Source organism: Micromonospora sp. SYSU B005 (genome assembly GCF_055362685.1).
Genome location: NZ_JAXCFU010000004.1, coordinates 102,262 through 127,995 on the forward strand (window position 1 = coordinate 102,262; position 25,734 = coordinate 127,995).

Sequence of the window (25,734 nt, forward strand, 5' to 3'; positions counted from 1 at the left end):
GGTCCGGCCCGCCGACCACCGCCCAGGGGCCGATAATCCGACGTTTGTCGCCGGTCCGGCACGGGAAGCAAGCACCGTGACGGACATCTCGGACACCCCGGCCAGCGTGCTCAGCCCGGTCGACGCCGACGCGAGCGGCGTCGAGCTGGAACAGACCCTCGTCGAGGTCAAACGCGTGATCGTCGGGCAGGATCGACTCGTCGACCGCCTGCTCACCGCCCTGATCGCCGACGGCCACTGCCTGCTGGAGGGCGTACCGGGGGTGGCCAAGACGCTGGCGGCGCAGACGCTCGCCACAGTGGTCGGTGGCACGTTCTCCCGCATCCAGTTCACCCCCGACCTGGTCCCCTCCGACATCGTCGGCACCCGCATCTACCGCGCCTCCACCGAACAGTTCGACGTGGAGCTGGGGCCGATCATGGCGAACCTGGTGCTCGCCGACGAGATCAACCGGGCCCCGGCCAAGGTGCAGTCGGCGCTGCTCGAGGCGATGGCCGAGCGGCAGGTCTCCATCGCCGGCCGGAGCTGGCCGGTGCCGGACCCGTTCCTGGTCCTGGCCACCCAGAACCCGATCGAGTCCGAGGGCGTCTACCAACTACCCGAGGCGCAGCGCGACCGCTTCCTGATGAAGGTCGTGGTCGACTACCCGAGCGACGCCGACGAACTGGCCATCCTCTACCGGATGAGCACCGAGCGGCCCACCGCGAGTACCGTGCTCGACCCGACCCGGCTGCGCGATCTGCAGCGCCGCGCGACAGACGTCTTCGTCCACCACGCGCTCGCAGAATATGTGGTCCGCCTCATCCTCGCCACCCGCGACCCGGAACGCTTCGGTCTGCCCGACGTCGCGCCCCTGCTGGCGTACGGGGCCAGCCCCCGGGCCACGCTCGGCCTGGTGGCCGCCGCCCGCGCGCAGGCGCTGATCCACGGACGGGACTACGTGCTCCCCGAGGACATCCGGGAACTCGCGGTGGACGTGCTGGCGCACCGGCTCGTGCTCTCCTTCGACGCGATCGCCGACGGCATCTCCGGCGAGGACGTGGTACGCCGCGTGATCGAGGCGGTGCCGCCGCCCCGGCTGGTGAACGGGCCCACCGAGACGGTGAACGACCTGGCGGCGGCATGACCGGCGAGGCCGGGCCCGGGCTCGCCGATCTCGCCCCGGACCAGCGGCTGCGCCGGCTGGAGCTGACGGTGACCCGGCGGCTCGACGGCCTGCTGCACGGCCGGTACCGCGGCCTGCTCCCAGGTCCCGGCAGCGAGGCGGCCGGCAGCCGCGAGTACCGGCCCGGCGAGGACGAGGTGCGCCGGATGGACTGGGCGGTCACCGCCCGGACCACCGTCGCGCACGTCCGCGAGGTCGACGCGGACCGGGAGCTGACCACCTGGCTGCTCGTCGACGCCAGCCCCAGCATGGAGTACGGGACGTCCACGCTGGACAAACGGGAACTGGCGGTGGCCGCCGTGGCGGCGATCGGCTTCCTCACCGCCGGCGTCGGCAACCGGCTCGGCGCCCAGGTACTCACCCCGGACGGGTTGCGCCGGTTCCCGGCCCGCAGCGGGCGTATCCATCTGCTCGGGCTGCTGCGCGCGCTGCTCGGCGCCCCGCGTACCGGCGACCTGCCGGACTCCGACGGCGCGGGCGCGGCCGGCGCGGGCCGGCGCGACGCGGCGCCGGGCCTGGTCGACGGGCTGGACGGCCTCCAGCGCGTCGCCACCCGGCGCGGGCTCGTGGTGATCGTCTCCGACTTCCTCGACGAACTGCCCGACGACCCGGACGCCGCGCCGCCGCCGTGGGCCGCCACGCTGCGCCGCCTCGCGGTACGGCACCAGGTGCTCGCGGTCGAGGTGACCGACCCGCGCGAGCTGGAACTGCCGGACGTCGGCCTGATCACGCTGGTCGACCCGGAGAGCGGCCGGCACCGCGAGGTGTGGACCGGCGACCCGGGCCTGCGCGAGCGGTACGCGCGCGCCGCCGCCGAGCAGCGCGACCAGGTACGCCGCACCCTGCGCCGGGCCGGCGCGACCCACCTGGCGCTGCGCACCGACCGGGACTGGTGCGCGGACGTCGTCCGGTACGTGCACGAGCAGCGCCGGCTGGCCACCGTGCCGGCCGCGGCCCGCGGAGGTGTCGCATGACCTGGCAGTCACCCGCCCGCCTCTGGCTGCTGCTCGCCGTCGTCGCGCTGGTCGCCGGCTACCTGGTGCTGCAACGGCGGCAGAGCCGGTACGCGGTGCGCTTCACCAACCTGCGCCTGCTCGACCGGGTCGCCCCGCGCCGCCCGGCCTGGCGGCGGCACGTCCCGGCGGGCCTGTTCCTCGCCATGCTGGCGCTGCTCGTGGTCGGGTTCGCCCGGCCCGAGGCGGAGGTGCGGGTGCCACGGGAGCGGGCCACGGTGATGGTCGCGGTGGACGTGTCCACCTCGATGCTCGCCGGTGACGTGGACCCGGACCGGCTGACCGCGGCCAAGGAGGCGGGCCGGCGGTTCGTCGACGGGCTGCCCGACGAGTTCAACGTCGGTCTCGTCGCCTTCGCCGGCAGCGCGGCCGTGCTGGTGCCGCCGAGCACCGACCGGGAGGCGCTGCACGACGGCATCGGGCGGCTGGCCGAGGGCATCACCGGCGTGCAGGGCACCGCCATCGGCGAGGCGATCAGCACCTCGCTCGGCGCGGTCAAGAGCCTGGACGCCACCGCCGCCAAGGACCCGCCGCCGGCCCGGATCATCATCCTCTCCGACGGCGCGAACACGTCCGGCATGGACCCGATGGAGGCCGCCGACCAGGCGGTCGCCGCGAAGGTGCCGGTGCACACCATCTCCTTCGGCACGCCCGGCGGCTCGGTCGACCGGGGCGGCCGCGCGATCCAGGTGCCGGTGGACGGCCAGACGCTGCGGGCGGTCGCCGAGCAGACCGGCGGCGGCTTCCACGAGGCGTCCACCACCGCCGAACTGAAGGACGTCTACGAGGACATCGGCACCTCGGTCGGCTACCGCACCGAGCGGCAGGACGTCTCGGCCCGCTTCATCGGCCTCGGGCTGGTCCTGGCGATGGGCGCCGCGGCCGGCTCGCTGCGGTGGTTCTCCCGGCTGCCCTGACCCGCACACCACTACCGCACGACATGTGAGGAGCCAGGCATGGCAGTGCAGACCGGACTCGGCGAGCCACGCGGACCGTGGTTCGTCTCGCCGGAGCTGGACCCGGACGGGCGCGGCCACCGGGAGGTACCCGGGGGCGGGCCGGACGCGGGACGGCGGAGCATGCGGCACCGGCTGCTGAGCGTGGCGGCGGTGGTGGCGCTCTCCACCGTCTCCGGCGCGGCGGCCGGCACCTGGGCGGCCGATCAGGACTCGCCGGGACCGACCGCGGCGTCCGCCGCTCCGGTGCCCGCGGAGCTGGTCACCGCCGCCGGCAAGACGGTGCCCGGCGTGGTCTCGGTGATGGTCGGGGGCCGCTCCGGCGCGTCCGCGTCCGGCTCCGGCTTCGCCATCGACAACGAGCAGCACATCGTCACCAACGACCACATCCTGGCCCGCGGCGGTGCCGGCGCGGTGACTGTGGAGACCTCGGACGGGCGGCGCTTCCCGGCCGAGGTGGTGGGCCGGGAACCGGCGAGCGACCTGGCCGTGCTGAAGGTGCCCGCGTCGGCCGGGTTGCCGCCGTTACCGCTCGCCAAGGCGAACTCGACGCGGGTGGGGGAGCCGGTGCTCGCCGTCGGGTCGCCGCTCGGGCTCGCCGGGACGGTCACCGCCGGCATCGTCAGCGCGCTGAACCGGCAGGTACGGATCGGCAACGGCCGGCACACGGCGGTGCAGACCGACGCCTCGATCAATCCGGGTAACTCCGGTGGTCCGCTGGTGAACGCGCGCGGTGAGGTGGTCGGCGTGAACACCGCGATCGCCACCATCGACGGCAACGGCTCCATCGGCATCGGCTTCGCCATCCCGATCGACCAGGTCCAGCAGACCGCCGACACCATCATCGGCCGGGGCGGCTGAGTCAAACGGGCGCGGTCTCCCGCGCGGGGTTGCTCCGGCCCCCGCGCGGCGCTGACCTGCACAAGCATCGCAAGATCGGTGCGAACTGTCGGATATCCGGCGTGGGATCATCGGGGCATAGAAATATTACGCTGAGTATGGATACTGGCGGAGGTGGAGCAAGCTGTCATTGCGGCCCTCCTCGTGGTGGGCCTGATCATCGGCGCCGGTGTCGGCGCGTCCTACGCGCGTGCAAAACGTGGCTGGACGGATTACCAGACGATCCGGACGAGCGTCCCCGGCGCCCGGCGCAACGCCTGGCTCGCGATCCGGGGCGTCGTCGTCAAGCTCGCCGTGATCGCCCTGCTGCTCGTCGGCGCGGCCGCGTACGCGGCGTCCGGCGGCGGCGAGGAACGGGCCGGTCCCACGCCGAGCGCCACCCCCACCCCGAGTCATCGCGCCGGGCGCTAGCCTCGGGGGGTGGACGACGGACTGCGGGTCACCGATCGGCTCACGGTGCCCGCCGCCGAGCTGCGGGAACGGTTCTCCCGCTCGTCCGGCCCGGGTGGGCAGGGAGTCAACACCACCGACTCCCGGGTGGAGCTGAGCTTCGACCTGGCCGGCTCGCCGAGCGTGCCGGAGACACTGCGGGAACGGGCGCTGGCCCGGCTCGCCGGCCGCCTGGTCGGCGGCGTGCTCACGGTGACCGCCAGCGAGCACCGCGCCCAGCTGGCCAACCGCGAGGCGGCCCGCGAGCGGATGGCCGCGCTGCTGCGCGAGGCCGTCGCCCCGCCGCCGAAGCCGCGCCGGCCGACCCGCCCCTCGCGTGGCGCCAAGGAACGCCGCCTGGCCGAGAAGAAGCGCCAGTCCCAGCGCAAACGCGACCGCCGGGTGGACGGCGACTGACCGAAAAACGGTTGAGCCGCCCGGTACGCCGACCGGAGAATTCCGCCACGTGATTGACTTCTCCGTCAAGCCCACGCTCACCGGCGAGCGGGTGGTGCTGCGCCCGTTCCACGACGACGACCTGCCGGCACTCGCCGAGATCCTGGCCGACCCGGAGGTGGTCCGGCTGACCGGCAGCCCGGCCGGCGAGACGTTCGAGCCGTCCCGTCTGCGCGCCTGGTACGGCACCCGCAACAGCCAGGACGACCGGCTCGACCTCGCGGTGGTGGACCGGGCGAGCGGCACCTGCGTCGGCGAGGTGGTCCTCAACGAGTGGGACCGGGCCAACGCGAGCTGCAACTTCCGCACGCTGATCGGCCCCGGCGGCCGCAACCGCGGCCTCGGCACCGAGGCGGTCCGGCTGATCGTCGGGTACGGCTTCGAGCGGCTCGGCCTGCACCGCATCGGCCTGGAGGTGTTCGCGTTCAACCCGCGTGCCCGGCGCGCCTACGAGAAGGTGGGCTTCGTCGCCGAGGGGACGCTGCGACAGGTGCTGCGCGACGGCGACGACTGGGTGGACGCCACTGTCATGTCGATCCTCGCTCCGGAGTGGAACCGGCACCGGGGGCACCCGGAGGGTTGAGCCGGAGGCGTCGAAGCGCTTCAATGCGTACGGGAGCTTCAGGGCCGTCACCGACCACCACGTCACAGTGACAGGAGTCCCTTCCGCATGTCCCGAAACCCCCTGCGCGCCGCGCTGACCGCGCTCGCCGCGCTGCTGCCGGTCCTCGCTCTCGGCCTCGCCCTCACCGCCACCACGCCCCCGGCCGCCGCGGCGGCCACCCCGGTCCGCGTCATGCCGCTGGGCGACTCCATCACCGGGTCACCCGGCTGCTGGCGGGCACTGCTCTGGAACCGCCTCCAGTCCACCGGCCACACCGACGTCGACTTCGTCGGCACGCTCGGGCCGCAGGGCTGCGGCGTGCCGTACGACGGCGACAACGAGGGCCACGGCGGCTACCTCGCGACGAACGTGGCGAACCAGAACCTGCTGCCCGGCTGGCTTGCCGCCACCCGCCCGGACGTCGTGCTCATGCACTTCGGCACCAACGACGTGTGGAGCAACATCGCGCCCGCCACGATCCTGGCCGCGTACTCCAAGCTGGTGGACCAGATGCGGGCCGCCAACCCGGCCACCACGGTGCTGGTCGCGAAGATCATCCCGATGAACCCGGCGAGCTGCCCGGAGTGCGGCCAGCGGACCGTGGCGCTCAACGCGCTGATCGACGGCTGGGCGGCCGGGAAGACCACAGCCGCCTCCCCGATCGTGGTGGTCGACCAGTGGACCGGGTTCAGCACCGCCACCGACACGTACGACGGCGTGCACCCGAACGCCGCCGGCGACCAGAAGATGTCCGACAGGTGGTACCCGGCGCTGGCCGCCGCGCTGGCCCGCACCACGCCCGGCCCGACCGCGAGCCCCACGCCGTCACCGACCACCAGCCCCACCGTCAGCCCGACGCCCACCGCCGGCCCGACGTCGGCGCCCGGCGGCTGCACCGCCACCTGGCGGATCGCCGGTCAGTGGCCGGGCGGCTTCCAGGGGGAGGTGACCGTCCGCAACGACGGCGCCGCGCCGATCGCCGGCTGGACCGTGCGCTTCCCGCTCACCGCGGGCCAGCGGATCAGCCAGGCGTGGAGCGCCGACGTGACGCAGAGCGGAACCACAGTGACCGGCCGGAACGCGAGCTGGAACGGCGCCCTGGCCCCGGCCGCCCAGACCACGTTCGGGTTCCTCGCAGACGGTGCCGTCCCGAGCCCGGCACCGGCAGTGACCTGCGCCGCGAACTGATCCCCGCGCCGGCCGGCCCCGCGCTCAGCGGCGGTCGGCCGGCACGGCCCGGTCCAGCGCTGCCAGCAGCCGGGCCCGCAACCCGGCGGCCCGCTCGGCGAACCCGCGCTGTGCGGCGGCGTACTCGGCCCGGCCCTCCGGCGTCTCCACAGGCACCGGCGGGTAACCCAGGTCGGCCAGGTCGTACGGGCTGGCCCGCATGTCCAGCGCCCGGATCTCCCGGGCCAGCGCGAAACAGTCCGCCACCAGCTCCGACGGCACCAGCGGCGACAGCTTGTACGCCCACTTGTACAGATCCATGTTGGCGTGTAGGCAGCCTGGCTGCTCCAGCGCGTGCTGGCCCTCCCGGGTCGGCTGGAGCACGTTCAGCGGCCGGGCCGGCGCGGTGAAGAACCGGAACGCGTCGAAGTGGCTGCACCGCACGCCGCGCTCGGAGACCACAGCCGCCGTCTCCGCCGGGCTCAGCCGCAGCGGCCAGGCGTTGTGGCGCACCTGCTCCTGGGTCTGCCGGTAGACCATCGCCCACTCGTGCATGCCGAAACAGCCGAACTGCGCCGGGCGTCCGGCGGTCGCCGCGAGCAGCGTACGGATCCAGGCGATCGACTCGGCGCGCCGCGCGCGTACCCGATCGGTGTCGAGGGTGAGCCCGGCGGCGCCCGCCGTGTAGTCCGGGCCGAAACCGGCCGGGTCGGCGTCGCGCAGCACCACGCCCGCACCCGGGTGCCAGCGGCGCAACTGCGCCGGGCGGTGCGAGTAGTAGGTGAACAGGAAGTCCTCCACCGGGTGCTTCACCCCGGTGCGGCGGCGCTCCAGGTGCGGCGTCAGCCAGGCGTCCACCCGCGCCTCGTGGGCGTGCCGGCGCGCCTGCCAGTCGGCCAGGTCGAGCGCGGGGGCGAGGGCGGCGGTCACACACCCCAGGGTACGACCGCCGCCCGTGCCCGGATCACGCCACGTCCACCCGCACGCCCGCCGAGAAGACGCCGCTGCGCAGCTCCAGCCGTTTCGGCGGCTCGTCGCCGCGCATGGTGAACACCAGCGGCAGCAGCACCCGCCGCCCGGCGGCCACCGGCTGGGAGAAGACGTCCCGGCCCAGGTTCGCCACCCGGGTCGCGTCCTCGTCCGCCGCCACCCAGTTGCCGCTGGGCAGGTACGCCCGCTGCAACTGCCCGTGCCAGGTCTGGTCCTCGGTCGTGAGGTTGCGCACCCCGACCGTGGCCAGGCACGGCCGGCCGCCGCCCGGCGCCGGCGGCAGGACGTCGGCACCGCAGCTCACCCGGTAGACGGTGAACTCGAACGCGGTCTCGCGCAGCGGCTGGCCCAGCCCGCCGGTGACGCTGCTGCCGACCCACGCGCCGCTCGTCGGCTGCTTGGTGGTGTCCATCGCGGCCACCCGCTGCGTGGCCGACCAGGCCGCCGCGCCGACCACACCGGCCAGCACGGCCGCCGCCACGCCGACCACGAGCCACACCGGCGGGCGGCGACGACGGCTCGCGGGCGACGGCACCGCCGTACGCGGATAGACGGTGCCGCGCTCGGCCGCCCCTCGGTCCGGCACGCTGTGACCAGGGCCGCCCTGGCCGGGCCCGGCTCCGCCCGGCACGCCCGGGCCGGGCACGCCGCTTCCCGGGGCGCCGGTGTGCATGGCGCCGCCTCCGGGCGTACCGGTGGGAGTCGCGGCGCGTCCCGCCGCGGTGCGCCGGCGGCGGCGCCGGAGCGCCCACCACACCACACCGGCGGTCACCACCAGCAGCGCGGTGAACGCGGCGAGCAGCACCGGTGGCCGCCGCCAGGCCGGGGCGGCGGTGACCTGCGCCGCCGGAGCCGTCGCGGCGCCCACCCAGGTCGCCGTGGCGCAGTCGAACGGGCGCGTGCCGTCCGAGCCGTAGACGCAGGTGGGGGCCGTCACCGAGCGGCCCGGACCGGGGACCGACAGCGCGGTGTGCAGCGTGGTGGTGCTCTTCGCCGGCAGCCGCAGCCGCCAGGTCACCTCACCGGCGCTCATCCCGGCGGGGCGGCTGGTCCGCCCACCGCCGGTCACCGTGGTGGCCCGCGACCCGTTCGGCAGCTCCTGCCGGACCATCGTGTCGACGGGCGAGGTGCCGGCGTTGCGGACCTCGATCCGGTAGCCCGGCGCCGGGGTGCCCGACGCGCCCACCGCCACGCTGACCGGGGGCATCGACGGCCGGACCGGCGCCGGGCCGGTGGTCGGCACCGCAGGGGGCACCGCCGGTACGCCGGTCGGGATCGGGGTGGCCGCGGCACCGGGGATGACAGCCGGTGCCGGGGCTGGACGGGCGGGGGCGGCGGCCGCGCCGGGCGTCGCCGGGGACAGCGCCGGTACGGCGGCGATGACGCCGAGGCAGTTCACGAACACTGCCAGGGCCCTGTGGTGTCGTCTCGATGCAGGCATACCAACGAACCTCCGGACCCGAAGCTATGGGCCGGGGACCGCCGGGCGGGTACGAAGCCGCCATTCCCGCCCCGTCCGGCGCGATCGCGCGTACCCTGTCCGGCCGCCGATCCGGTGCCGCCGGCGGCCGGTGAGGGTGTGGCGCGCGGCGGCCGGGGCGTGCCGCCTGCCGGTGGCCGCCGGGCGGCCCGCGGGCGGGGATAGATTGGCCGGGTGCGTATCGCTCGTTTCGCTCATGCCAAGGGAATGTCGTTCGGGGTCGTCGAGGGCGAGCCGGAGGCCGGGCCGCAGGGCCTGACCATCGCCGAGATCGAAGGCCACCCGTTCGGGCAGATCCAGTTCTCCGGCGCCCGCTGGGCGCTCTCCGACGTCCGGCTGCTGTCGCCGATCCTGCCCAGCAAGGTGGTGTGTGTCGGCCGTAACTACGCCGAACACGCCGCCGAGCACGGCAGCGAGGTGCCGAAGGAGCCGCTGCTGTTCCTCAAGCCGTCCACCTCGGTGATCGGCCCCCGCGATGCCATCCGGTTGCCGATCTTCTCCAAGCAGGTCGAGCACGAGGCGGAACTCGCCGTGGTGATCGGCGCCCCCGGCGCCCGCCGCGCCGACCGGGCCGCCGCCGAACGGGCCATCTTCGGCTACACCTGCGCCAACGACGTCACCGCGCGGGACCTCCAGCGCTCCGACGGGCAGTGGACCCGCGCCAAGGGCTTCGACTCGTTCTGCCCGATCGGGCCGTGGATCACCACCGGGCTCGACGTGAGCGACCTGGAGATCCGGTGTGAGGTGGGCCGCAACCCGGAGGAGATGGAGGTACGTCAGCTCGGCCGGACCAAGGACATGGTGTTCGACGTACCGGGCCTGGTGTCGTACATCTCGCACGTGATGACGCTGCTGCCCGGCGACGTGGTCCTCACCGGCACGCCGGCGGGGGTTAGTCCGCTCACCGAGGGGGATACGGTCACCGTGCGGATCCAGGGGATCGGGGAGCTGAGCAACCCGGTGGTCCCTGTCGCCTGATCCGCTCCGATGCCTCGTTTCCGCTGGTCAGGTGGGTTTCGAGGGGTTGGATTTGGCCTGTCGGCACCGGGAGGGTAAAGTTCATTCCCGGCGCCGCAAGGGGCCAATGGGGTATGGGGTAATTGGCAGCCCGACTGATTCTGGTTCAGTTAGTCTAGGTTCGAGTCCTGGTACCCCAGCGCAACCGAGGGTTCGTGAGAGCCCTCGGACGCTGGATTCCGGCAGTTCACGCTGGCGGAGTGCAATGAAGGTTCTGGCCCCGTCGTCTAGCGGCCCAGGACGCCGCCCTCTCAAGGCGGTAGCGCCGGTTCGAATCCGGTCGGGGCTACAGCACCGACAGCCCGTCCCGTTTTCCGGGGCGGGCTTTCTGCTGTCCGGTGCACGTGTGCAGGGGGTGCCCCCCGGCGATGGTGCCGCGCGGGATGCCGCTAGACTACTGCCACACCGCCCGGCAGGGTGGTGAAGCACGAAAAGTGCCTGGCCCCGTCGTCTAGCGGCCCAGGACGCCGCCCTCTCAAGGCGGTAGCGCCGGTTCGAATCCGGTCGGGGCTACACCCACGAACGGCCCGTCTCGCTCCGCGAGGCGGGCCGTTCGCATTACCCGCCCCTCCCCGCCCCGTTGATCATGAAGTTGGCGGCAGCCGGGGAGATCAAAAATGCCGCCAACTTCATGATCAACGCGAAGGGGGTGGGTGGGTGGGTCAGAGGCCGGAGAGGCGCTGGCCGGCTCGGACCACGGCCATGGCGTGGCGTTCGCCGGGGCGGCGGCCGAGGCGCTCGATCGGGCCGGAGATGCTGATCGCGGCGATCACCCGGCCGGTACGGTCGCGGATCGGCGCCGAGACGCTCGCCACACCCGCCTCCCGCTCGGCGACGCTCTGCGCCCACCCGCGCCGCCGCACCTCGGCCAGCGTGCGGCCGGTGAACTTGGAGCGGGGGAGCAGCGGCATGACCGCCTCCGGGGGCTCCCAGGCGAGCAGGATCTGCGCCGCCGAGCCGGCGGTCATCGGCAGCACCGAGCCGACCGGGACGGTGTCCCGCAGGCCGCTGGCGCGCTCGGCGGCGGCCACACAGATCCGCTCGTCGGCGCGGCGCAGGTAGAGCTGGGCGCTTTCGCCGGTGGCGTCCCGTAGCGCGGCGAGCAGCGGCTCGGCGGCGGTCAGGAGCACGTCCGGGGCCGCGTTCGCCAACTCGCCCAGGCGTGGGCCCGGGCGCCAGCGCCCCTGGGTGTCCCGGACGAGCATCCGGTGGATCTCCAGCGCCTGTGCCAGCCGGTGCGCGGTGGCCCGGGGCAGCTTGGTGCGTTCAACGAGTTCGGCCAGGCTGGCGCCGTCGACACAGGCGGCCAGGATGACCACCGCCTTGTCGAGAACGCCGACACCGCTCATACTGTGTCCCACAAGCCGAAATTTACCTCCCAGAATTTAGGATGTCCAGATGGTGGGAGTCACTCAACCGAGGACCCTGGCCGAGAAGGTCTGGGACGCACACGTGGTCCGCTCCGCCGCCGGCGAGCCGGACCTGCTCTTCATCGACCTGCACCTGCTGCACGAGGTGACCAGCCCGCAGGCGTTCGACGGGCTGCGTCTGGCCGGGCGCGGGGTCCGCCGTACCGACCTGACGATCGCGACCGAGGACCACAACACCCCGACCGGGTACGACGACCCGGCGTTCCGTTCCCGGCGCGGCGACCTGCTCACGATCGCGGACCCCACCTCCCGCACCCAGATCGAGACGCTGCGCCGCAACTGCGCCGAGTTCGGCGTCCGCCTGCACCCGCTGGGCGACGAGAACCAGGGCATCGTGCACGTCATCGGCCCGCAGCTGGGCCTCACCCAGCCCGGCATGACGATCGTGTGCGGCGACTCGCACACCGCCACCCACGGCGCGTTCGGCGCGCTGGCGTTCGGCATCGGCACCAGTGAGGTCGAACACGTGCTGGCCACGCAGACGCTGCCGCAGGCCCGCCCGAAGACCATGGCCGTGAACGTGGTCGGCGAGCTGGCGCCCGGCGTCACCGCCAAGGACCTGGTGCTCGCGCTGATCGCGCAGGTCGGCACCGGCGGCGGGCGTGGGCACATCGTCGAGTACCGGGGCGAGGCGATCCGCGACCTCTCGATGGAGGGGCGGATGACGATCGCGAACATGTCCATCGAGTGGGGCGCCAAGGCCGGCATGATCGCGCCGGACGAGACCACGTTCGCGTACCTGAAGGGGCGGCCCAACGCGCCCCAGGGCGACGACTGGGACGCGGCGCTGGAGTACTGGCGGACGCTGCCCACCGACGAGGGGGCGACCTTCGACACCGAGGTCACGCTCGACGCGAGCCGGATCACGCCGTTCGTCACCTGGGGCACCAACCCCGGGCAGGGCGTGCCGCTGGGCGCCACCGTGCCAGACCCGGAGGACTTCGTCGCCGAGCCGGAGCGGGTCGCCGCCCGTCGCGCGCTGGAGTACATGGACCTCACCCCGGGCACCCCGATGCGCGACCTCGCGGTGGACGTGGTGTTCGTCGGCTCCTGCACCAACGGCCGCCTGGAGGACCTGCGGGCCGCCGCCGAGGTGCTGCGCGGGCGCCGGGTCGCCGACGGCGTACGCATGCTCGTGGTCCCCGGCTCCGCCGCGGTCCGCGAGGCGGCCGAGATCGAGGGGCTGGACAAGGTCTTCACCGAAGCCGGCGCCGAGTGGCGCTTCGCCGGCTGCTCCATGTGCCTGGGCATGAACCCGGACACGCTGAAGCCGGGTGAGCGCTCCGCCTCGACCTCCAACCGCAACTTCGAGGGCCGCCAGGGCCGGGGCGGGCGTACCCACCTGGTGTCCCCGCCGGTCGCCGCCGCCACCGCCGTGGTCGGCCGGCTGGCCGCCCCCGCCGATCTGTAGAAGGGCAGCCGACTGATGGACAAGTTCACCACCCACACCGGCACGGCCGTGCCGCTGCGCCGATCCAACGTGGACACCGACCAGATCATCCCCGCCGTGTACCTCAAGCGGGTGACCCGGACCGGATTCGCCGACGGTCTGTTCAACGCGTGGCGGGAGGACCCGTCATTCGTCCTCAACGATCCCGCCCATTCAGGTGCGTCGATTCTGATCGCCGGCCCCGAGTTCGGCACCGGATCCTCCCGGGAGCACGCCGTCTGGGCGCTGCGGGACTGGGGCTTCCGGGCCGTCATCTCGCCTCGCTTCGGCGACATCTTCCGCGGCAACGCGCTCAAGGAAGGCCTCCTTCCGGTCGAGCTGGAATTGAAAGCCGTGGAAGAACTGTGGGATCTCGTGGAATCCGAGCCGACCACGCCGATCACTGTCGACCTCGCCGCCCGTCAGGTCCACGCCGGTGACGCCACCTGGGCGTTCCCGCTGGACGACCACAGCCGTTGGCGGCTGATGGAGGGCTTGGACGACATTGGACTCACTCTCCGGCACGAGTCCGAGATCAGCACGTACGAGGCGGCCCGGCCGGCGTTCCTGCCCTCGATCGCCTGACCTCAAGCGCTATTCGCCCCCACCGGTGCATCCGGTGGGGGCGAATCCGTTACGACACAAGGGCTTTTTTCCACCGAATGTTTGTGTCCAGGCAGCACAGGGCATACCGTGCGCGCAGAATGGCTCGCGTCGAGTCAGTTGCACAATCGGGAGGAAGTCGTGAACAAGGCCGAGCTCATCGAGGCGCTCGCCGTTCGCCTGGGGGACCGGAAGACGGCGACGGCCGCGCTCGACGCGGTTCTCGCTGAGGTCCAGGCGGCGGTCACCAAGGGCGAGAAGGTGGCGATCACCGGTTTCGGAGCGTTCGAGAAGCGCGTCCGGGGAGCCCGAACAGCGCGCAATCCGCGGACCGGCGAGGCGGTGAAGGTCAAGAAGACCTCCGTCCCGACGTTCCGGGCGGGCGCGGGCTTCAAGGAGATGGTGGCCAGCGGCAAGGTGCCGAAGGACACCGCCGCCGCGAAGAAGACCACCGGTGCCGCCAAGGCCACCGGCGGCCGGACCACCGCTGCCGCCAAGAAGACCACGGCGGCGAAGGCCACCAAGGCCACCAAGACCACCGCTACCAAGAAGGCCGCGCCGGCGAAGAAGGCCGCCGCGACCAAGACCACGGCGGCGAAGAAGACGACCGCGGCGAAGTCCACCGCGGCGAAGAAGACCGCCACCGCCAAGAAGACGACTGCGGCGAAGTCCGCCACGGCGAAGAAGACCACGGCGGCCAAGAAGGCGCCCGCGAAGAAGGCACCGGCCAAGAAGGCCGCCACCCGGCGCTGACCGGACGGCCCACGAAAGGGCGCCCACCGTTCGCGGTGGGCGCCCTTTCGCATGGGTACGCCGTTGACCGCCCGCCGTCGCGCCCCGCAGAATCGCCGTGCCGAAAACCCCCGTCGGTCACGAGAAGAGGCGCCCCGTGCGGCACCGTCACCTCTCCACCCTCACGCTCGCGCTCGGTATCGCGGTCCTGCTGGACGTGCTCCGCGTCTGGCTCCCGTCGGTCATCACCCTGTTCGGCCAGGCCGCCGAGACACCCGCCGAGCTGCTCGGCGCGTTCGCGCTCGGCTGGTTCGTGCTGGCGCTCGCCGCGCCCACACTCGTACGCCGCATCGGCGCCGCCCCGGTCGGACTCGCCGCGGCGGGCGTGCTGGCGGCGGCCCGGCTGGCGCTGACCGCGCAACCCGGCGGCCCGGCCCAGCTCTGGCTGGCCTGCGCCGGACTGCTCGCCGGCCTGATCTGGCTCGCCGCGATCGCCGCGTCGGTGCCAAGGCCGGTCGCCGGGCTGGCGCTCGGGCTGGCCGGGAACGCGGTCGGGCATGCCCTGCTCGGCACCGAGGACCTGGTGTGGCGCGGCGGTGTGCTCGCCTGGAGCCTGAGCGCCCTGCTGGTGCCGGCGTTCCTGGCCGCCTCGGTGGCGGTACTGCGGGACCGGGCCGCCGCTCCGGTACGCGGCGACGCGGCGCGGACGGCCGCCCCGGCGACGGATGTGGCGGACGGCGACGCCGGGCGGCGCGTGCCCACCCCGGGCCGCCGGGCCTGGTTGCTGTGCGGTCCGGCGCTGTTGCTGGCCGGGCAGGTGGCGCTCGCCCCGGCGCTCTGGAGCGCCGCCGCCGGCACCGGATCGCCTGATTTCCCCGGCCTCGTCCGCCCCGGAAACGGTGCCCTGCCGGGCGCGCTCGCGGTGCTGCTGTTCCTCGCGGCGGCGTTGTTCCGGGCACCGGCGCGCGTGGCGCGGGTGCTGTGGCCGCTCGCGCTGCTCGCCGGGTCGGTGCTGTTCGTGACCGGGCTGCTCGTCCCGGCGTACCTGCTCACCGCCGCCGGCCTCGGCGGCTGCCTGGCCCGCACCGACACGGCCGCCGACGACGGCCCGGCCGGCGCCACTGACGAACGAGGCGCGGACGACGGGCGGGCGGGGACGCGGCGCGGTCGGGCGGCGACGCTCGGGATGCTGGTGTTCGCGGTGGCCACGGTCGCCTACTACGCCGCCTACGACCTGGGGTACCCCAACGGCTGGGCGCCGGTCGCCGCGGCCGTCCTGGTGGCTCTGGTGGCGGCTACCGCGCCCGTCCAGCCCGGCGCGGCCGCACCTGGCCCGGTGCTGCCCGCAACGGTCCGGGTCGCGGCCCTGGCCGGGCTCACCGTGCTGGCCGGGCTCGGCGCCGCGCTGCACGTACCGCCCGCACCGGCCCGGGCCACGACGGCGCCGGCGGCGGTACGGGTGGCGGCGTACAACATCCGGATGGGGTTCGGCCTGGACGGGCGGCTGGACCTGGACGCGGTGGCCCGGGAGTTGCGCGGCGCCGACGTGGTGCTGCTCAGCGAGGTCGACCGGGGCTGGTGGCTCAACGGCGGCCACGACACGCTGGCGCTGCTGGCCGGGCGGCTGGGGATGCCGTACGTCTTCGGGCCCGCCGCCGACCCGGTCTGGGGCGACGCGGTGCTCAGCCGTTTCCCGATGCGGTCCGGGCAGACGCGGCGGCTGACCGCGCACGGCGCGCCGACCGGGGCGCAGGCCCTCGGCGTCACGCTCGAACTCGGCGGGCGGGAACTGGCGGTGGTGGCCACGCACCTGCAACCGCCGCCCGGCCGGGATCCGGTCGAGCAGGCGGGCGAGGTGGCCGAATTCGCCGGCCGGTACGCGAACGGCCGCCCACTGGTGCTCGGCGGTGACCTGAACACCGAGCCGGACGACCCGGCGTTCGCCGAGTTCACCCGCGCGGGGCTGGTGGACGCGCTGGCCGCGGCCCGGCCGCTGCGGACCAGCCCGGCCGACGATCCGCGCACCCAGATCGACCATGTCTTCACCTCGCCGGGGCTGACCGCCACCGAGGTACGCGCGCCGCGCACCGAGGCCAGCGACCACCTCCCGGTGACGCTCACCGTCACGCTGTCCTGAACCGCCTCACAGACGGTCGGGGAGGACCAGCCGGTCACCGGCGAACGGCAGCAGCCAGCCGCCGCCCTTGTCGGTGGTGAAGTCCTCGTCCACCCGGCCGGTGAGCCGTTCCAGCGCGCCCGGGATCACCTTGCCCTGGCTGCACACCGCCACCGTCCCGGCGGCCTGCGCCAGCGCGACGAGCCGGGCCGCGGCGGCGAGCGCGCACTCCTCGACCTGCTGGCCCGGCGCCGGCTCGTCGAAGTCGCCGCAGACCTCGATCGGCAGGTCCAGCCGGGCCGCCGCCGGGTCGAGCGTCTGCACGCAACGCCGGGCCGAGGCGGAGAACAGGCGGGCCGGGCGGACCAGCGCGACGAGCGGGACCAGCGCCCGCGCCTGCGTCCATCCCTTGTCGTCGAGCGGGCGGCCGTGGTCCGGGCCGGTCCAGGTGCCGCGCTTGCCGGCGTGCGCGTGCCGGACCAGCAGCACCGTCGCGGTGACCGGCGGCAGCGCCGCGAACGCGGCGATCACCTCGGCGTCGTGCGGATAGCTGACCCGGCGTACCGCGTCGTCGACCGGGAACCAGGCCACGTCGTCGACCTCGGTGCCGGGCTGGAAACCGCCGGTGCCGGCCGCCCGCATGGACCAGTAGTCGACCGCCTTGGCGAGACCCTCGCTGCGGTAGCGGACGGTGGGCAGGCGGACCTGCGGCACGGCGCGGACGTCTGATTCCTCGGCCACCTCGCGGACGGCGGCCACGAGCGGGTGCTCGCCGCGGTCCAGCTTGCCCTTCGGCAGCGACCAGTCGCCGTACCGGGGGCGGTGCACGAGGCAGACCTCGACGCCGGCCGGACCCGGGCGCCACACCACGCCACCGGCGGCCCGGATCCGTACCGGTTCGTCGTCGCTCACCCGCTCACCGTATGCCCGCCCGGCACCCGCCACGGCCCGGTCAGTCCGCCCGGCCGCCGACCCGGCGCAGCAACAGATCCTGGAGGTGGGTCAGCCGCACGTCGCCGTCCCCGGTACGCCGGTGCCAGGTGCCGTCGGCAGCCAGCTCGAACGCGTCCACGTCCGGATCGAACGCGGCGGTGAGGACGTGGTCCAGTTCGGCCCGGGCCACCGGGTCGCTCACCTGCACCAGCGCCTCGACCCGGCGGTCCAGGTTGCGGTGCATCAGGTCGGCCGAGCCCATCCAGAACTCGGCGTCGCCGTTGTTGCCGAACCGGAAGATCCGGGAGTGTTCCAGGAACCGGCCGAGGATCGAGCGGACCCGGATGTTCTCCGACAGCCCCGGCACGCCCGGCCGCAGCGTGCACATGCCGCGGATCAGCAGGTCCACGTGCACGCCGGCCCGCGACGCCCGGTAGAGCGCGTCGGTGATCTCCTCGTCCACCAGGGAGTTCACCTTGAACTGCACGAGCCCCGGCATGCCCAGCCGGACGTGTTCGATCTCCCTGTCGATGCGTTCGATCAGGCCGCTGCGGATGCCCTGCGGCGCCACCAGCAGCCGCCGGAACGCGGTCTGCCGGCTGTAACCGGTGAGCACGTTGAACAGGTCGGTCAGGTCGGCGCCGATCTCCGGGTCGGCGGTGAGCATGCCGAAGTCCTCGTAGAGCCGGGCCGTCTTCGGGTGGTAGTTGCCGGTGCCGATGTGGCAGTAGCGGCGGATCTGGTTGCCCTCCTGGCGTACCACCAGCGCGGTCTTGCAGTGCGTCTTGAGCCCCACCAGGCCGTACACGACGTGACAGCCGGCCCGTTCCAGCGTGCGGGCCCAGCCGATGTTCGCCACCTCGTCGAAGCGCGCCTTCAGCTCCACCAGCACCACCACCTGCTTGCCGGCGGCGGCCGCGTCGACGAGCGCGTCCACGATCGGGGAGTCGCCGCTGGTGCGGTAGAGCGTCTGCTTGATGGCGAGCACGTTCGGGTCGGCCGCCGCCTGCTCGACGAAGCGCTGCACGCTCGTCGCGAACGAGTGGTACGGGTGGTGCACCAGCACGTCGCCGTCGCGCAGCGTGGCGAAGACGCTGCGCGGCACCTCACCCTCGGCCAGCCGCGGATGGGTGGCCGGCACGAACGACGGGTCCTTCAGGTCGGGCCGGTCCGCCTCGCCGTACACCTGCCACAGCGCGGACAGGTCGAGCAGGCCGCGGACCCGCAGCACGTCGTGGCCGTCCATGTCCAGCTCACGGACCAGCAGCTCCAGCATGTGGTCGGAGATGGACGCGGCGACCTCCAGGCGTACCGGCGGGCCGAACCGGCGCCGGGCCAGCTCCCGTTCCAGCGCCTGGAGCAGGTCCTCGTCGCGGTCCTCGTCCACCTCCACCTCGGCGTTGCGGGTCACCCGGAACAGGTGGCACTCGACCACCTGCATGCCGGAGAACAGCTGGCCGAGGTGCACCGAGATGAGGTCCTCGACCGGCAGGAACCGCACGCCCGGCTGGTCGCGGTGCACCCGGACGAACCGGGGCACGTTGTTCGGCACCTTGACCCGGGCGAACAGCTCCGAGCCGCCGTCCGGGTCGCGCACCGACACGGCCAGGTTCAGCGACCGGCCGGAGATGTACGGGAACGGGTGCGCCGGGTCGACCGCCAGCGGGGTGAGCACCGGGAAGATGTGCTCCCGGAACCAGGTGCGCAGCCGCTCCCGCTCCGCGTCGTCCAGGTCGCTCCAGCGCAGTATGCGGATGTCCTCGGCGGCGAGCTTCGGCAGCACGTCGTCGACCAGGCAGGCGGCGTGCCGGGCGACCAGGCCCGCGGCCTTCTCGGTGATCAGGTCGAGCTGGGTGCGCAGCGGCAGCCGGTCGCCGCCGCGTACCGGCAGGCCGGCGGAGAGCCGCCGCTTCAACCCGGCCACCCGGACCATGTAGAACTCGTCCAGGTTGCTGGCGAAGATGGCCAGGAACTTCGCCCGTTCCAGCAGCGGGGTGCGCGGATCCTCGGCGAGCGCCAGCACCCGGGCGTTGAAGTCGAGCCAGGACAGCTCCCGGTTGAGGAAACGGTCCTCCGGCAGCGGCGGTACGGCCGGCGGGGCGGCGTCCGCGGCGGTCTCGCCGACCGGGCCGGGGCCCTCCACCGGGTCGAGCGGCTCGTCCAGGCCGGTCGCGCCGGCCGCGTCCGGGTCGGCGCCGAGGCGCTCCTCCGGGGGCCGGGTCTGGCGGAACCGCCCGTCCGGGCCGCGGGTGGGGCGGCCGTTGCGGGGCGTGCCGGGGTCGAGGATCGGCGGCGGGCCGTCGGGGTGCTCGCGAGGGGTGCTCACCACCTCATGATTCCCCGATAAGGGTGAACGGAAAATGAACTCGGGCCAGGTTGTTCACGCCATCGTCGGCAAGGTCACCCGGACCACCTCGCCGTCGGCGTCCCGCTCGATCCGGACACGCTGCCCCAAACGGAGCAGCCGCAGCCCGGAGGCGTCGAACGCGCGGGCCGGGAACGCCAGCTCGGTGCCGTCGTCGAGCAGCAGCACGCCGCTGCGGGTCGACGCGTCGTAGGTGGCCACCGTCCCCTGCATGCCAGCACCGTACCGGACCGCCCCGGCGACCCGGGCCAGCAGCGCGGCGGTGCGCGGCCCCACGCCCAGCCCGGCGGCGTCGGCCAGGTCCGCCGGGGTGTCCACGTCCCGGCGCAGGCTGGGCCACTCCCCGGCGAGCGGCAGCGCCCCGCTCGCCGCGTGCGCCGCGGCCGATCCCGGCCCGAACTGCGGCGCCAGCGGCGTCCCGGCCGGCGCGGCGAGCAGCACTGTGCCTCCGCCCGGGGCGTCGGCCACGAACCCGCGTACCCCCTGGCCGGCCCGCAGCGCGGCGGCCAGGTCGGCCGGTCGCAGCGCGGGCAGGTCGGCGGTCAGGCCGGCCACCGCGGCGTGCGGCCCGGCGACGGCCGCGCCGTGCCGGAACGCCGCGTTGAGCCCGCCGCCGGGGTCGGCGGCGACGCCGGCGCCCGCCGCGCCGGCCGCCGCCGCCACCAGCGGGTCGTCGGTGACCACGAGCACCCCGGCGACCGCCGGGCACGCCCGCACCGCGCGCAGCGTGTCGGCCGCCAGGGCCAGCGCCAGCTCCTCATGGGGTACGCCGGGCAGCGCGCCCCGCAGACGGCTCTTCGCCGCCGGAAGGCGCTTCACCGGCATCACCACGGTCCAGCGGGCCTCAGACACGCCGACCATCCTGCCAGCGAGGGCGGCGGTACCCGCACTGGCCGCAGCGGGGGCGAACAGGCATGATTCTGTGCCGGGGCGCGTGGGCGGATCGAGGAGGCAGAGTGGCACGGCGGAGGCTGGGGTTCTGGCGACGACTCGCCGTGGTGCTGGTGAAGCCGCTGATGACGGTCTGGACCCGGCGCACCTGGCGGGGCATGGAGCACCTGCGCGGCGACGGCGGCGTGATCCTCGTGCCGAACCACATCTCGCACGCCGACCCGCTCGTGGTCGCGCACTACATCTACGACGCCGGCCGCTGGCCGCGCTTCCTCGGCAAGGCCAGCGTGTTCCGGGTGCCGGTGGTCGGCGCGATCCTGCACCGCTGCCAGCAGATCCCGGTCGAGCGGGGCACCGTCGAGGCGGTCAAGTCGCTGGACAAGCTGGTCGCCGCGCTGGCCGAGGGGGGTGCCGTGGTGATCTACCCGGAGGGCACCACCACCCGGGAGCCGGACCTGTGGCCGATGAAGGGCAAGACCGGCGCGGCCCGGCTGGCGCTGGCCACCGGCGCCCCGGTGGTCCCGATCGCGATGGTCGGCCCGGAACGGATGTTCGACCCGCGTACGGCCCGGTTCGGGCTGCGCCCGCGTACCCCGGTGACGGTGATCGCCGGGCCGCCGGTGGACCTGAGCCGCTGGGCCGGCGCCACGCCGACCCGGCCGATCCTGGAGGAGATGACGGACACCATCATGCTGCGCATCCGGGATCTGGTCGCGGAGATCCGCGGCGGCACACCACCGCCACTCTGGCAGCGGCCCGCCCGCACCGGCACCCGGGAGGTCACCGAATGAGCGGGCACGTCGCCGTGCTGGGCGCCGGTTCCTGGGGGACCGCGTTCGCCAAGATCCTCGCCGACGCCGGGCGGGACGTGACGGTCCTGGCCCGCCGGGCCGCCGTGGCCGAGGCGATCCGGACCGGGCGGCACAACCCGGAGTACCTGCCGGGGATCCGCCTGCCCGACCGGGTGACCGCCACCGGCGACGCCGCCGAGGCGATCGAGGGGGCCGAGGTGGTGGTGCTCTCGGTGCCCTCGCAGACGCTGCGCGGCAACCTCGCCGACTGGACGCCGTACCTGGCGCCGGACGCCACGCTCGTGTCGCTGATGAAGGGCATCGAGCTGGGCACCACCAAGCGGATGAGCCAGGTGATCACCGAGACCGCCGGGGTGCCCGCCGACCGGGTGGTGGTGGTCTCCGGGCCCAACCTGGCCCCGGAGATCGCCGCCGAACAGCCGGCCGCCACAGTGGTCGCGGGCACCGACAGCCGCCGTACCGCGCTGGTGCAGGCGTCCATCCGCACGCCGTACTTCCGCCCGTACACGAACGACGACGTGATCGGCTGCGAGCTGGGCGGCGCGGTGAAGAACGTGATCGCGCTGGCGTACGGCATCGCCACCGCGATGGGCTTCGGCGACAACACCCGGGCCATGCTGATGACCCGCGGCCTGGCCGAGACCGCCCGGCTGGGCGTGGCGCTCGGCGCCGACCCGATCACGTTCGCCGGGCTGGCCGGCATGGGTGACCTGGTCGCCTCCTGCTCGTCGCCGATGGCCCGCAACCGCACCTTCGGCGAGCACCTGGGCCGGGGCGAGACGCTGGAACAGGCCCAGGCGGCCACCCGGCAGACCGCCGAGGGCGTCAAGAGCTGCCTGGCCATCCGCGACCTGGCCCGCGCGCACGGCGTCGAGATGCCGATCACCGAGCAGATCGAGCGGATCTGCCACGAGGGGATGGATCCGCGCCTGGCGGTGGACGCGCTGATGAGCCGCACCGCCAAGCCCGAGTCGTACGAGTGAGCGGAGCGGAGATGAGCAGCGAGCACTGGGGTGACGGCACGCGCAGCGTGCACGCCGGCCTGCCGGACGCGGTACCCGGGCAGCCGTTGCTGCCCGGCCCGGTCTTCGCCGCGCCGTACCACCTGGACCCCGAGCGCGGCCCGTCGGCGGCGGTGGACGGGTACGGGCGGCCCGACAACCCCACCCGGCGGCTGCTGGAGACGGCGATCGGCGAACTGGAGGGCGGCGACTGCCGGGTCTTCGCCAGCGGCCAGGCCGCCATCACCGGGCTGCTGCTGACAGTGCTGCGCCTCGGCGACACCGTGCTGCTGCCCGCCGACGGCTACTACTCGGTGCGCTCCTTCGCCTCCGGCGCGCTGGAGCAGCTCGGGGTACGCGTGGTGCTCGTGCCCACGGCCGGGCCGTACCCGTCGTTCGACGGTGTGCGGCTGGTGCTGCTGGAGACTCCGGCGAACCCCGGCCTGGACGTCGTCGACGTGGCGGCGGTGGCCGCCGCCGCGCACGCCGCGGGAACGCTGGTGGCGGTGGACAACACCACCGCCACGCCGCTCGGCCAGCGCCCGCTGGACCTCGGCGCGGACGTGGTGGTCGCCTCCGGCACGAAGGCGCTGACCGGCCACTCGGACCTGCTGCTCGGCTACCTGGCGACACGGGACGCCGGGCTGCGGGACGCGACGACCACCTGGCGCAACACCACCGGCGGCGTGCCCGGCGCGTTCGACTGCTGGCTGGCCCACCGGTCGCTGGCCACGCTCGACCTGCGGCTGGCCCGGCAGACCGCGAACGCGCGGGCGCTGGCCGACCTGCTCGCGGACCGCCCGGACGTCACCGGCCTGCGCTGGCCCGGACGGCCGGACGATCCGGCGTACCCGGTCGCGTCGGCCCAGATGCGGCGCGTACCGGGTGTGCTCTCGTTCGACCTGGGTGACGAGCGCCGGGTGGCCCGGTTCCTCGCCGCCTCCCGGTTGGTGGCCGCCGCCACCTCGTTCGGTGGCCTGCACAGCACCGCCGACCGGCGGGCCCAGTGGGGCGACGACACGACGCCGGGCTTCGTGCGGTTCTCCTGCGGCGTCGAGGACACCGCCGACCTGCTCGCCGACGTGACGGCGGCGCTGGACGCGGCGGGCTGACGGCGTATCGGCCGCTGGGCTAAGGTGACGGGCAGCCACGGCCCGTGCGGCCCCGACCCGAGGAGGTGAGTCCGATCCACAAGCAGAGGACCGGTGCTCCCTCCGAGTCCGCGTCGCTTCGGGGTTGAGGCGACGCCGGGGGCGCCGACGAGCGCTTCCCGAAAGGCTTGCCATGGCATCCACCGTGTTCACCCCCGACCGTCCGGCCCTCGTCCGGCGGCTGCGCGCCGCCGGTTGCGTCTTCGCCGAGGACGAGGCGGACCTGCTGATCGCCGCCGCCGACTCGGCGCAGTCGCTGACCCGGCTGGCCGACCGTCGCGTCGCCGGCCTGCCGCTGGAGCATCTGCTCGGCTGGGCCGAGTTCTGCGGCCGCCGCATCGCCGTACACCCGGGGGTATTCGTGCCGCGCGGTCGTACCGCCCTGCTCGTCGACACCGCGACGGCGCTGGCCGGGCCGGCACCCGCGGTGCTCGACCTGTGCTGCGGCTGCGGCGCCGCCGCCGTGGTGCTGCACGAGCGGCTGACGCCGCGCTGGCTGGCCGCCGCCGACATCGACCCGGTGGCGGTGGCCTGCGCCCGGCGCAACCTCGAACCACTGGGCGTCCCGGTCTACCAGGGCGACCTGTTCGACGCGCTGCCGGCCGGCCGGCGCGGGACGCTGGACCTGGTGGTGGCGAACGCGCCGTACGTGCCGACCGCCGCGGTGGCCTCGCTGCCGGCCGAGGCACGCCTGTACGAGGCGCCGGTGGCGCTGGACGGCGGCACCGACGGCCTGGCCGTGCTGCGCCGGGTCGCCTCCGGCGCGGCCGAGTGGCTCGCCCCGGGCGGGCACGTCGTGGTCGAGGTGAGCGTCGCGCAGGCCCCGGAGCTGTGCGCCGTGTTCACCGCCGCGGGGCTGGAGCCGGCGGTGGTCCGCGACGAGGAACGCGAGGCGACAGCGGTGACCGCCCGCCGTCCCGGCTGATCGCGGCGGGGGAGTCCCGCCGGGGGCGTGGCGGGTGGCCCGGACGGGAACTAGCCTCGGGTCAGGCGCGGCGGGAGGCGGTGGCGGTGGGCAGCGCAGGTGTGCCGGTGGTGGTGGGGCTGGACAACGGGGGCACTAGTGACAACGCCACGGTGCTGACCGTCGACGGCCGGTTCCTGGTGGACGGGCTGCTGGAGATCCCGAGCGACGTCGGCGCCGGCCCGGAGGCGGCGGTGGAGGCGCTGGCGCGGGCGTTCGACGGCGTCCTGGCCCACACCGGCGTACCGCGTGACCTGGTCCGCGCGGTCGGGCTGGACACGCCCGGCCCGGCCAGCGCCACCGGTGTGATCTCGTCCCGCGGCTCGACGAACTTCTCCCAGCCCGCCTGGCGGGGCTTCGACGTGCGCACCGCGCTGGAACGGCGGCTGGGCCTGCCTGTGGTGTACGCCAACGACGGCAACGCCGCAGCCCTCTACGCCCACCACGTCTACTTCGGCGCCGGGGCGATGGCCCGGTCGTCGGTGTCCGCGATCGTCGGCACCGGGCTCGGCGGCGGCGTGGTGGAGTCCGGCCGGGTGGTCGGCGGCGCGGCCGGCATGGCCGGCGAGTTCGGGCACGTGCACATCCCGCTGGACGCCCTGATCGAGCCGGACCAGGCGGCGCCGGTCTGCGCCTGCGGTTTCACCGGGGACGCGGAGAGCGTCGCCTCGCTCACCGCGATCCGGCGCAACCTGCTGCCGTACTGGCTGGCCCGGCATCCGGAGCATCCGCTCGCGGCGGAGGAGCCGGACCGGGCGGCGAAGCTGCTGCGCGGCTACGGCGAACGCGGCGACCCGCTGGCCCGCCTGGTCTTCACCCAGCAGGCCAAGGCACTGGGCCGGCTGTTCACCATCGCGGCCAACTTCACCGATCCGCACGCGTACTTCGTCGGCGGGGGCGTGGTGGAGGCGGCGCCGGAGTTCCGGGACTGGTTCCTCGCCGCGGTCGCCGAGCACACGGTGCTCCGGGAGGAGCAGCGGGCGGTGGCCACCTTCGCGCTGGTGCCGGACCGGGACATGGCCGGTGCGCGGGGGGTGGCCATCGCGGCGCTGGAGGCGGTACGCGGTGCCGCCACCGCCGCCGCCCCACTCGGCTGACGTCGCCCGCCGGACGGGCCGCCCAGGCGGTCG

23 protein-coding genes, 3 tRNA genes and 1 pseudogene are annotated in these 25,734 nt (G+C 74.3%); 21 read left to right on the forward strand and 6 right to left on the reverse strand.

Features of this window, described 5'->3' with window-relative positions:
• Nucleotides 1-76 precede the first annotated feature (76 nt).
• From SM452_RS12015 to SM452_RS12050, 8 genes are all read left to right on the forward strand, one after another.
• Nucleotides 77-1,126 carry an AAA family ATPase gene (locus SM452_RS12015; protein ID WP_355514545.1) on the forward strand — a complete coding sequence of 350 codons (1,050 nt, stop codon included), beginning with the start codon at nt 77-79 and terminating at the stop codon, nt 1,124-1,126.
• Nucleotides 1,123-2,139, forward strand: a complete 1,017-nt coding sequence (locus tag SM452_RS12020; protein ID WP_463839931.1) for a DUF58 domain-containing protein — start codon at nt 1,123-1,125, stop codon at nt 2,137-2,139. The genes SM452_RS12015 and SM452_RS12020 overlap by 4 nt, the downstream gene beginning before the upstream one ends.
• Nucleotides 2,136-3,095, forward strand: coding sequence for a VWA domain-containing protein (locus SM452_RS12025; protein WP_262014738.1), 960 nt, complete (start codon nt 2,136-2,138; stop codon nt 3,093-3,095). The genes SM452_RS12020 and SM452_RS12025 overlap by 4 nt, the downstream gene beginning before the upstream one ends.
• Nucleotides 3,096-3,134: 39 nt before the next feature.
• A complete protein-coding gene (locus tag SM452_RS12030) occupies nt 3,135-3,995 on the forward strand; it encodes a S1C family serine protease (protein ID WP_262014739.1) in 861 nt (286 codons plus the stop codon).
• Nucleotides 3,996-4,148: 153 nt separating this feature from the next.
• A complete protein-coding gene (locus tag SM452_RS12035) occupies nt 4,149-4,445 on the forward strand; it encodes a hypothetical protein (RefSeq protein ID WP_013284522.1) in 297 nt (98 codons plus the stop codon).
• A 9-nt stretch (nt 4,446-4,454) separates the two neighbouring features.
• On the forward strand, nt 4,455-4,880 hold the full coding sequence (gene arfB, locus SM452_RS12040; protein WP_262014740.1) for an alternative ribosome rescue aminoacyl-tRNA hydrolase ArfB: 426 nt from the start codon (nt 4,455-4,457) through the stop codon (nt 4,878-4,880).
• Between the two features lie 49 nt (nt 4,881-4,929).
• A complete protein-coding gene (locus SM452_RS12045; RefSeq protein ID WP_355514550.1) occupies nt 4,930-5,502 on the forward strand; it encodes a GNAT family N-acetyltransferase in 573 nt (190 codons plus the stop codon).
• Nucleotides 5,503-5,589: 87 nt separating this feature from the next.
• On the forward strand, nt 5,590-6,711 hold the full coding sequence (locus SM452_RS12050; protein WP_355514553.1) for a cellulose binding domain-containing protein: 1,122 nt from the start codon (nt 5,590-5,592) through the stop codon (nt 6,709-6,711).
• Nucleotides 6,712-6,735: 24 nt separating this feature from the next.
• On the opposite strand, the gene SM452_RS12055 is transcribed toward SM452_RS12050, so the two are convergent.
• Together SM452_RS12055 and SM452_RS12060 are read right to left on the reverse strand one after the other, a co-directional pair.
• The gene (locus SM452_RS12055) at nt 6,736-7,620 is read right to left on the reverse strand and encodes a 3-methyladenine DNA glycosylase (protein ID WP_262014743.1); all 885 of its coding nucleotides are present in this window, start codon (nt 7,618-7,620) and stop codon (nt 6,736-6,738) included.
• Nucleotides 7,621-7,654: 34 nt separating this feature from the next.
• On the reverse strand, nt 7,655-9,121 hold the full coding sequence (locus SM452_RS12060; protein WP_463839932.1) for a hypothetical protein: 1,467 nt from the start codon (nt 9,119-9,121) through the stop codon (nt 7,655-7,657).
• 213 nt (nt 9,122-9,334) lie between these two features.
• Between SM452_RS12060 and SM452_RS12065 the strand changes: the two genes are divergently transcribed.
• The 4 genes from SM452_RS12065 (at nt 9,335) to SM452_RS12080 (ending at nt 10,690) form a co-directional block, all read left to right on the forward strand.
• Complete coding sequence (locus SM452_RS12065) at nt 9,335-10,138, forward strand: fumarylacetoacetate hydrolase family protein (RefSeq protein ID WP_013284528.1); 804 nt, start codon at nt 9,335-9,337, stop codon at nt 10,136-10,138.
• Between the two features lie 107 nt (nt 10,139-10,245).
• Nucleotides 10,246-10,317, forward strand: a tRNA-Gln gene (locus tag SM452_RS12070).
• 76 nt (nt 10,318-10,393) lie between these two features.
• A tRNA-Glu gene (locus SM452_RS12075) sits at nt 10,394-10,466 on the forward strand.
• Between the two features lie 151 nt (nt 10,467-10,617).
• A tRNA-Glu gene (locus SM452_RS12080) sits at nt 10,618-10,690 on the forward strand.
• Between the two features lie 149 nt (nt 10,691-10,839).
• Here SM452_RS12080 and SM452_RS12085 read toward each other — a convergent pair.
• Nucleotides 10,840-11,526 (reverse strand): IclR family transcriptional regulator, encoded by a 687-nt coding sequence (locus SM452_RS12085; RefSeq protein WP_013284529.1) that lies wholly within the window; start codon nt 11,524-11,526, stop codon nt 10,840-10,842.
• A 49-nt stretch (nt 11,527-11,575) separates the two neighbouring features.
• Between SM452_RS12085 and leuC the strand changes: the two genes are divergently transcribed.
• The 4 genes from leuC to SM452_RS12105 all read left to right on the forward strand — a co-directional run bounded on the left by leuC (nt 11,576) and on the right by SM452_RS12105 (nt 16,508).
• Nucleotides 11,576-13,018: a 3-isopropylmalate dehydratase large subunit gene (leuC, locus tag SM452_RS12090; RefSeq protein WP_463839933.1), complete on the forward strand. Its 1,443-nt coding sequence runs from the start codon at nt 11,576-11,578 to the stop codon at nt 13,016-13,018.
• Nucleotides 13,019-13,033: 15 nt separating this feature from the next.
• A complete protein-coding gene (leuD, locus tag SM452_RS12095; protein WP_262014748.1) occupies nt 13,034-13,621 on the forward strand; it encodes a 3-isopropylmalate dehydratase small subunit in 588 nt (195 codons plus the stop codon).
• A 159-nt stretch (nt 13,622-13,780) separates the two neighbouring features.
• Nucleotides 13,781-14,392: an HU family DNA-binding protein gene (locus tag SM452_RS12100; protein WP_262014749.1), complete on the forward strand. Its 612-nt coding sequence runs from the start codon at nt 13,781-13,783 to the stop codon at nt 14,390-14,392.
• Between the two features lie 136 nt (nt 14,393-14,528).
• A complete protein-coding gene (locus SM452_RS12105; RefSeq protein WP_262014750.1) occupies nt 14,529-16,508 on the forward strand; it encodes an endonuclease/exonuclease/phosphatase family protein in 1,980 nt (659 codons plus the stop codon).
• Between the two features lie 6 nt (nt 16,509-16,514).
• Here SM452_RS12105 and SM452_RS12110 read toward each other — a convergent pair whose 3' ends face one another.
• From SM452_RS12110 to cofC, 3 genes and pseudogenes are all read right to left on the reverse strand, one after another.
• Nucleotides 16,515-17,432, reverse strand: coding sequence for an NUDIX hydrolase (locus SM452_RS12110; protein ID WP_355514010.1), 918 nt, complete (start codon nt 17,430-17,432; stop codon nt 16,515-16,517).
• Between the two features lie 7 nt (nt 17,433-17,439).
• Complete coding sequence (locus tag SM452_RS12115) at nt 17,440-19,746, reverse strand: RNA degradosome polyphosphate kinase (protein ID WP_463839934.1); 2,307 nt, start codon at nt 19,744-19,746, stop codon at nt 17,440-17,442.
• Between the two features lie 276 nt (nt 19,747-20,022).
• Nucleotides 20,023-20,646: pseudogene (cofC, locus tag SM452_RS12120) on the reverse strand (2-phospho-L-lactate guanylyltransferase); the annotation flags it as partial.
• Nucleotides 20,647-20,741: 95 nt separating this feature from the next.
• Between cofC and SM452_RS12125 the strand changes: the two are divergent.
• The 5 genes from SM452_RS12125 (at nt 20,742) to SM452_RS12145 (ending at nt 25,701) form a co-directional block, all read left to right on the forward strand.
• Nucleotides 20,742-21,467: a lysophospholipid acyltransferase family protein gene (locus SM452_RS12125; RefSeq protein WP_463839935.1), complete on the forward strand. Its 726-nt coding sequence runs from the start codon at nt 20,742-20,744 to the stop codon at nt 21,465-21,467.
• Nucleotides 21,464-22,471: an NAD(P)H-dependent glycerol-3-phosphate dehydrogenase gene (locus SM452_RS12130; protein WP_463839936.1), complete on the forward strand. Its 1,008-nt coding sequence runs from the start codon at nt 21,464-21,466 to the stop codon at nt 22,469-22,471. Before SM452_RS12125 ends, SM452_RS12130 begins: the two co-directional genes overlap by 4 nt.
• 11 nt (nt 22,472-22,482) lie before the next feature.
• Nucleotides 22,483-23,601: a cystathionine gamma-lyase gene (locus SM452_RS12135; RefSeq protein WP_463839937.1), complete on the forward strand. Its 1,119-nt coding sequence runs from the start codon at nt 22,483-22,485 to the stop codon at nt 23,599-23,601.
• Nucleotides 23,602-23,773: 172 nt separating this feature from the next.
• Complete coding sequence (locus SM452_RS12140) at nt 23,774-24,565, forward strand: putative protein N(5)-glutamine methyltransferase (RefSeq protein ID WP_262014754.1); 792 nt, start codon at nt 23,774-23,776, stop codon at nt 24,563-24,565.
• Between the two features lie 86 nt (nt 24,566-24,651).
• A complete protein-coding gene (locus SM452_RS12145; RefSeq protein WP_355514019.1) occupies nt 24,652-25,701 on the forward strand; it encodes an ROK family protein in 1,050 nt (349 codons plus the stop codon).
• The last annotated feature ends 33 nt before the right edge of the window (nt 25,702-25,734 follow it).

Coding starts and splice junctions, on each gene's coding strand:
- SM452_RS12020 (WP_463839931.1), top strand. CDS start 1,123: ATGACCGGCGAGGCCGGGCCCGGGCTCGCCGATCTCGCCCCGGACCAG.
- SM452_RS12025 (WP_262014738.1), top strand. CDS start 2,136: ATGACCTGGCAGTCACCCGCCCGCCTCTGGCTGCTGCTCGCCGTCGTC.
- SM452_RS12030 (WP_262014739.1), top strand. CDS start 3,135: ATGGCAGTGCAGACCGGACTCGGCGAGCCACGCGGACCGTGGTTCGTC.
- SM452_RS12050 (WP_355514553.1), top strand. CDS start 5,590: ATGTCCCGAAACCCCCTGCGCGCCGCGCTGACCGCGCTCGCCGCGCTG.
- SM452_RS12060 (WP_463839932.1), bottom strand. CDS start 9,121: ATGCCTGCATCGAGACGACACCACAGGGCCCTGGCAGTGTTCGTGAAC.
- SM452_RS12085 (WP_013284529.1), bottom strand. CDS start 11,526: ATGAGCGGTGTCGGCGTTCTCGACAAGGCGGTGGTCATCCTGGCCGCC.
- leuC (WP_463839933.1), top strand. CDS start 11,576: ATGGTGGGAGTCACTCAACCGAGGACCCTGGCCGAGAAGGTCTGGGAC.
- leuD (WP_262014748.1), top strand. CDS start 13,034: ATGGACAAGTTCACCACCCACACCGGCACGGCCGTGCCGCTGCGCCGA.
- SM452_RS12130 (WP_463839936.1), top strand. CDS start 21,464: ATGAGCGGGCACGTCGCCGTGCTGGGCGCCGGTTCCTGGGGGACCGCG.
- SM452_RS12135 (WP_463839937.1), top strand. CDS start 22,483: ATGAGCAGCGAGCACTGGGGTGACGGCACGCGCAGCGTGCACGCCGGC.
- SM452_RS12140 (WP_262014754.1), top strand. CDS start 23,774: ATGGCATCCACCGTGTTCACCCCCGACCGTCCGGCCCTCGTCCGGCGG.